Origin of the sequence: Salmonella sp. SG203 (genome assembly GCF_013350575.1) — a bacterium.
Lineage (GTDB): Bacteria > Pseudomonadota > Gammaproteobacteria > Enterobacterales > Enterobacteriaceae > Salmonella > Salmonella enterica.
Genome location: NZ_SNMT01000122.1, coordinates 1 through 275 on the forward strand (window position 1 = coordinate 1; position 275 = coordinate 275).

The 275-nt window shown below is 53.8% G+C and carries 1 rRNA gene; it reads left to right on the forward strand.

The annotated features are described in order from the left end of the window. Positions 1-183: 183 nt before the first annotated feature. A 5S ribosomal RNA gene (rrf, locus tag HV477_RS28130) occupies positions 184-275 on the forward strand; the annotation flags it as partial.

A 275-nucleotide genomic window follows, 5' to 3' on the forward strand; every position in this document is an offset into this window, starting at 1 on the left:
TGTTTTGGCGGATTGAGAAGACAACAATTTTCAGCTCAGATTCAGAGTCCGAAGGATTTTACGCTGAGACAAGGCGGCAAACGCAGCGACGGAAGGAGCATACAGAAGTATGTGACTGACGCTCGCAAGAGCAGCCAACGCCGTATCAGTGTAAAAGACACAGGACAGAGCACAAAGAATTTGCCTGGCGGCACTAGCGCGGTGGTCCCACCTGACCCCATGCCGAACTCAGAAGTGAAACGCCGTAGCGCCGATGGTAGTGTGGGGTCTCCCCA